This window comes from Sporomusa sp., assembly GCF_057736855.1.
The window spans coordinates 2,546-8,854 of sequence record NZ_JBYKYF010000119.1; the positions used below are offsets into that span (position 1 = coordinate 2,546).

Sequence of the window (6,309 nt, forward strand, 5' to 3'; positions counted from 1 at the left end):
TCAACATCTTCCAGATGCTGTTTCCATACGTACGTCAATTCCTGCTCTCCGAATACTCCTGTTTTCCCGCCTAATCAATAGCTTTTCCCATTTCGGTTATTCTATCAACACCTTAGCTGTGGTCGATTGCTTGTAATGTCTCTCTAACTAATCATAAAATCCCACAATTTTATTATAAACCATTATCAACCGTGCAACGTGGATAATCGCCTAACATGTTTATATGATTCCCAAATTACGTTTCCCGATAGCTTACAACCTATGAATAGGGTGAGTGGTTCTAGTTTCGACAATTCCTCCTACGATTCCTGCTATGCTAACTTACTTTTCTGACAACTTTAAGAACAAATGTTTGCAGAACGTTTGTTCTTGTGGTATAATTGTATTATCATTCTTTGCTCTCTCTCGATTGAGTTTGTGCATCCAATACGTTACAATACATAAATGGTGGTGAAAACCGTGAAAACGCTAGATCCATTGGCTAAACTAAAAATTCTGGGCGAAGGAGCCAAGTACGATGTGTGTGCGTCAACCGCATCTAGAATTAAACAGCCCGGACAATGGAATATTGGCACAACCGCCCCCAGCGGTATATGTCATTCCTTTACACCTGACGGACGCTGCATTTCCCTGTTTAAAGTGTTGTTGACAAACTACTGCGAAAAAGACTGTGCCTATTGTCCCAACCGTGCTGGGCGTGATGTTGCCCGAGCCAAATTTGCCGCCGATGAATTAGCAGGAATATTTATGGAATTTTACCGCCGCAATTACGTGGAAGGCCTATTTTTAAGTTCTGGAGTTACTCATTCCACCGATCATACTATGAGTGAAATGCTTAAAGTAGCTGAAATCCTGCGCAAACGCTATAAATTTGGCGGCTACATCCACCTAAAGATTTTACCAGGTACCGCTGACGCGGATATAGCTGCTGCCATGCAGTTTGCCAACAGAGTATCGCTGAATGTAGAAGCCCCCAGTGCTGCCCATTTGGCCAGACTCAGCCGCACCAAAAACTATGCCAGCGAGATACTTGACGGGATGGACAAGATCAAGCGTCACTTGCAAGAACATCCGGGAATCAGCCATACCACCCAATATATTGTCGGTGCTGCCCAAGAAACCGATCGGGATATCCTGCAGTCGGTAAGCAGTCTCTATCGCCAGTATAGTCTAAAGCGCGCTTATTTTAGCGCCTTTCAGCCAGTAGACGGCACACCGCTGGCGGGTGTCAGCCAAACGCCGCTCCTGCGGGAAAATCGTCTGTATCAGTCTGATTTTCTCATGCGCCTGTATGGGTTTCGCTATAGTGATTTAGTCTTCGATTCCAATGGCAATCTAGACCAAGAACTTGATCCGAAACTGGCCTACGCGCTACATCATCCCGAACTGTTTCCAATAGAAATCAATAAAGCCTCGTTCCAAGACTTACTCAAAGTTCCTGGCCTGGGCCCGCGCTCGGCCCGCAAAATTATCCGTATCAGACGAGAATACCGTTTCACTCAGCCTGCGGAATTAAAAAATACGGGTATTGTACTGAAACGGGCATTATCTTTCATTACCATTGATGGCCGGTTTTATGGGGACCGCACCAAACTGACCAAACCTAACCGGCAAAGTTATATCCAACTCAGTTTATGGGGGGACTCGCGTGATCATCTGCTCACCGTCGCCATGGCCGATCATTAAAGCTTCATTGCTGGTACAAATCCATAATGACCTGCCTTGTTTTCACGGCGAACAGGATAGTCTCGGCCTGTTTAAAGATACCACCGTTTACCATGCCGATGAAATGCGTTTGACGGCTTTGATTAAGCAATTATCTGCCAATTGCGGTCTGGACACCGCCTGGCTGTTAGACTCTCCGGGCCAGACACTCGCACGGCTGGTAGCTGCTAACCTGCGCTATCAGGCAAATGACCGGGCGGCTGTCATATTTGCGGCTATCGAACAAGCCATCCGCTACGGGCATTCCTACTGTTTCTGCGGCATTGGTGATATCAGCCGGATGTTTTTGTCCCGCGCCAAAGTAGTGTCCCATGAAGTACATAAGATGCTCGGATTTATCCGCTTTCACCCGGCACCCGACAATATCCTGGTGGCAAAACCAAAACTATTTCACCAAACAGCCGATCTTATTTTAAAAAAATTTGCTGCCCGTTACCCCAATACCCAGCTGGTATTCATTCTGGAAGATAAGGCCATCATACTAACGGATGGCAAGCTAACCCAAGCTGCTGCCGCCCCCTACTTACCCTACTTAGAAAACCAGGATTTTGACGCCGCTTGGGAAACATATTATCAATCGCAATATATAGCAACCCGTAAAAATATCAGACTTGCCCAGCATGTCATTCCGAAAAAATACTGGAACTGGCTGGCCGAAGGCAAAATCCTGGAAAGGGAGGCTTCTACATAACATGCATAAACACTTACCGCAACCGTACTTTAGCCGGTTTCTCAGAGCCATTATCGAATTTGACATGTTGCAGGACGGTGACAAAGTTCTTGTTGGCCTTTCAGGCGGCAAAGACAGCCTGTTTCTGACCTATGCCTTAGCGGTTCTCAAAGATATTTCACCGCTGAAATTTGAGCTTGGCGCCTTTACCCTTGACCCCCTGTTTACCAATGATTTTGACCCTGCACCCCTGCAGGATTTTTGTAACAAGCTGGGAATTCCCTTTGGAACCAGCCAAGCCAACATCGCTGGTATCATTGAACAAAACAAAGGTAAAGATCCCTGTTTTACGTGCGCCTTTTTTCGCCGCGGGGCTGTTAACAACTACGCCAAACAACATGGTTATAACAAAGTGGCACTGGCACACCATCATGATGATGCGGTGGAAACCTTTTACATGGGACTGCTCTATGCCGGTCATTTAAAAACCTTTGCTCCGGTAACCTATTTAAGTCGTACTGGCCTTACTGTTATTCGCCCTCTGGTGTATTTTCGGGAACGCGAGATCCGGAAAACTGTCAAATTCCATGGCTTAACACCGATCGCCAGTCCCTGTCCAATGAATGGCAAAACCAAACGCCAGGAAATTAAGGAACGAATTGCCGCCTTAGAAAAAGCTGATCCGGCCTTTTATGCCCACCTGGCCGCTGCCATGCGTGGAGGTAAACCTATTGAACTTTGGCCAGAACCACTTAACCGCCAGCAGCTAAAAGCCAAACATGACGCTTTTTGGCGGTCAAAACAAAAATAAAAACACCTTGCCGCAGTATAATCCCAAGGGATAACCACTACGGCAAGGTGTTTTTTACATTGCCTTACTTCATCCCAACATAGGTCTTCCCGGCTACGTTCCTGGCTTAGTTAAGCAGTTGATCGGCATATACCAGCCGAATACCGGCTGCTTCGATTTCTGGTATCATCTCCCGCACAGCAATCGCCGTGTTTGGTCTGGCATGTCCAATTACCGTAACACTGCCATTTTTTTGTGCCATCCTGATAGCCTGGCGCAATTGTTGTTTTATTTGCCCAACATCTGAACTATTGTCGATAAACAACTCATTTTCCCCGATTCTCACGCCTAATTGGCGTGAGACTTCAGCAGCTACCGACTTACTGTGTGTGCGACTGTCAATAAAGAATAGATGATTGGCTTTAATGACCTCAAGAACGCTTTTCATCACCCGACGGTCAGCAGTCGCTTTGGAACCCTGATGGTTATTAACACCTTTAATACCAGGTATTGCAGCAATAGCAGCATTGACTTTGGCCTTGATCTCCTGCTCACTCATATCTACCGTAATTACCGTTGGTTCAGTCTGTGCGGCAGCAGACAGGGGTTCTAAGGGTAAATGCAGCATTACCAGATGACCAGCGCTTAGCGCCTGGGCTGCTGCTTCATTGCTATACTGGCGATAAGGTAATATCGCAAACGTAATCGGCCGTCCCATATTTGCAAAAGCAGCAATCGGATCTTTGGTATAGCCAAAGTCATCGATCACAATGGCCATATTCCCGGCTTTCCGTTCCACTTTGGGATGAGGCTTAGGCTTAGACGCAGGTGGCAAAGCACTTTTCTTTTTCTCTTGGACTAGATATATTCGATCAGTAATCAATGTTAATGGTTCGTTATTCAAACTCTCCTGAATACCGATATCCAGCCGTATGGCGGCCGTTCCATTATAAGTATCCGGCTCTGTGCCGATGACCTTGCCGCCAGCTTCAGCTGCCAGCGGTATCAATGCCTGCTTTAGCCCTTCGGCTGAGACAGATTCCGGCACCACCAGCAAAATATTCCGGGTATGCCAACGGATGATTCCTTCTACTTCTGTGCGGGGAACCTCCCGTTTACTCTCGCTCATCTCCTTGGGTGTAAGCTTGGCATTTGCCAATGCAGCTTCTACTGCGGCATGAATTTTGTTAGCCGCTTCGTTAAAATCAAGCACCACGCCGGCACCTTGCTTTTCTACGTTATAATCCGGTTCTGGCACAGAAGGTTTTTCCGGTGGCTCACCGGTTTGGTAAAAAATAACGGCTGCGATAATAGCTATAATAGCCAATATCCATGTTAGACGATTGTTTTTACTTTGTTTTGCCATATATGTTCTCCTTGTTTAGTAGTGCGAAACACCTGCTTTAGTAAATCTATTCGATATCATTTCATAATCATTATATGTTTCTAGCACTAATCCTGTCTACTTGATTCTGGCAAAGAAACTGCCACGCTACACTCACAATGACGGAAAATCTATCCTTATAGTCATTGCAAGCGTCAGCGTGGCAATCCCATTGATGCGTTACCTATGCTATCTGTATTAAGAGCGGAAATTAATAAACTGCAGCTCTATCCCAAAATCTTTTTCTTTGAGTTTTTGAATAACTGTCTGCAAATCATCCTTTTTCGCCCCAGTGACCCGCACCTGATCATCCATAATTTGTGCCTGCACCTTGAGCTTCAGCTCTTTGATATAGCTAACGATTGCTTTACCGTTTTCCTTGCTGATACCTTTTTGGATCATGACAGTCTGTTTCACCGTGCCGCCGGAAGCCGGTTCCACTTTTCCAGGTTGTAAACATTTTAAAGGAACATTGCGTTTCACCATTTTGGTTCGCAAAATATCCAGCATGGCTCCTAACTTATACTCATCTTCAGCCGATAATTTTAAAGAGTCTTTTTCCAAAACGATTTCCGCCATACTGCCTTTAAAATCATAACGCTGTGCAATTTCCTTGGTAGCCTGGTTTACAGCATTGTCCATCTCTTGCATATTCACTTCTGACACAATATCAAAGGAACAGTCTTTTGCCATAACTAGTAACCCCTTTCATCAAAAAAACCATTCATCAAACCTACCTTACTATAATTCTCTATTTTCTCTCCAAAAACCTGCTTTTATCTTACCGTCTTTACTTGACAAACCAAGCTACTAATACCGGCGCCAGTATCGAAGTAAAAATACCAGCCAACCCCATAGCTACGCCTGCCATGGATCCTTGTTGTTCGCCTTCCAACAGAGCCATGGCCGTACCCTGCCCATGAGAGACAGTACCCATAGCCAATCCCCTGGCAACAGGATCACGAATTTTGAACCAGGTAAGCAGACTTAAGCCAAATACTGAACCAAACGTTCCCGTAGCAACCACAAAAGCTACTGCTAAGGCAGGATTCCCTCCTGCCATCGATGCCACTTCAACAGCAAACGGAATGGTGGAAGACTTGGGAATAATGGAAACAATAATTTCCCTTGACAAACCACCAATTTGCGTTATAAACAGCACAGTCACCATGGACACCAGTGATCCCAGACCAACCCCTGTAAAGATAGCAGTACTATATTGTTTTAATAGATGCTTATTGCGGTACAATGGTACTGCCAGACCTACGGTAGTCGGTCCAAGCAAAAACGTCATTACCTCTTTTGCCGGAGTATAAGCTGCATAAGACTGCTTGCACATAACCAGGATAGCGATAATGACCGCTGCACTCAAAAGCACAATATTAATTAACGGATTGTTATAACGAAAATGCAAATAACGGCAAACAAGATAAACAATAACGGTAAGGATAATAAATGCGGCAGAAAGCATTAACTGCATTTTTTCTCCCCCTTGTGGATAAGCTGGGTGAGAACCCCCACAGTTAAAAAAGGCAAGACTGCTCCCGCAACTATGGCTACCGTCAGCACTACGGCATGTTCATAGAATACAGCTCCCCAATCCATTAAACCAACAGCGATCGGTATAAAGAAAAACAGCATGTGCTTAAGCAAAAAGTCAGCAGTATCTTGAATATAACTAAGCTTAATAATGCCGGACAATAGTAATAAAAATAGCAATACCATCCCAAATACAGTACC

General features: G+C 45.2%; 7 protein-coding genes. 3 read left to right on the forward strand and 4 right to left on the reverse strand.

Going from position 1 to position 6,309, the window contains the following annotated elements; genetic code table 11:
- Positions 1-459: 459 nt before the first annotated feature.
- Genes AC29Z1_RS09350 through AC29Z1_RS09360 form a run of 3 tightly spaced genes read left to right on the forward strand, consistent with a single transcriptional unit; the run spans position 460 to position 3,206 of the window.
- Entirely contained in the window at positions 460-1,686 is a 1,227-nt protein-coding gene (locus tag AC29Z1_RS09350; protein WP_488271192.1) for a putative DNA modification/repair radical SAM protein, read from the forward strand.
- Complete coding sequence (locus AC29Z1_RS09355) at positions 1,649-2,416, forward strand: DUF4130 domain-containing protein (protein WP_488271193.1); 768 nt, start codon at positions 1,649-1,651, stop codon at positions 2,414-2,416. The genes AC29Z1_RS09350 and AC29Z1_RS09355 overlap by 38 nt, the downstream gene beginning before the upstream one ends.
- Position 2,417: 1 nt before the next feature.
- Positions 2,418-3,206, forward strand: a complete 789-nt coding sequence (locus AC29Z1_RS09360; protein ID WP_488271194.1) for a tRNA 2-thiocytidine biosynthesis TtcA family protein — start codon at positions 2,418-2,420, stop codon at positions 3,204-3,206.
- Between the two features lie 106 nt (positions 3,207-3,312).
- Here the strand turns inward: AC29Z1_RS09360 and AC29Z1_RS09365 are convergent, their stop codons facing one another.
- The 4 genes from AC29Z1_RS09365 to AC29Z1_RS09380 form a co-directional block, all read right to left on the reverse strand.
- The gene (locus tag AC29Z1_RS09365; protein ID WP_488271195.1) at positions 3,313-4,551 is read right to left on the reverse strand and encodes a divergent polysaccharide deacetylase family protein; all 1,239 of its coding nucleotides are present in this window, start codon (positions 4,549-4,551) and stop codon (positions 3,313-3,315) included.
- A gap of 216 nt (positions 4,552-4,767) precedes the next feature.
- Positions 4,768-5,262, reverse strand: a complete 495-nt coding sequence (locus AC29Z1_RS09370; RefSeq protein WP_488271196.1) for a YajQ family cyclic di-GMP-binding protein — start codon at positions 5,260-5,262, stop codon at positions 4,768-4,770.
- 97 nt (positions 5,263-5,359) lie between these two features.
- A complete protein-coding gene (locus AC29Z1_RS09375; protein WP_488271197.1) occupies positions 5,360-6,049 on the reverse strand; it encodes an LrgB family protein in 690 nt (229 codons plus the stop codon).
- On the reverse strand, positions 6,040-6,309 hold a 270-nt coding region (locus AC29Z1_RS09380), incomplete at its 5' end, for a CidA/LrgA family protein (RefSeq protein WP_488271198.1). The genes AC29Z1_RS09375 and AC29Z1_RS09380, both read right to left, overlap by 10 nt.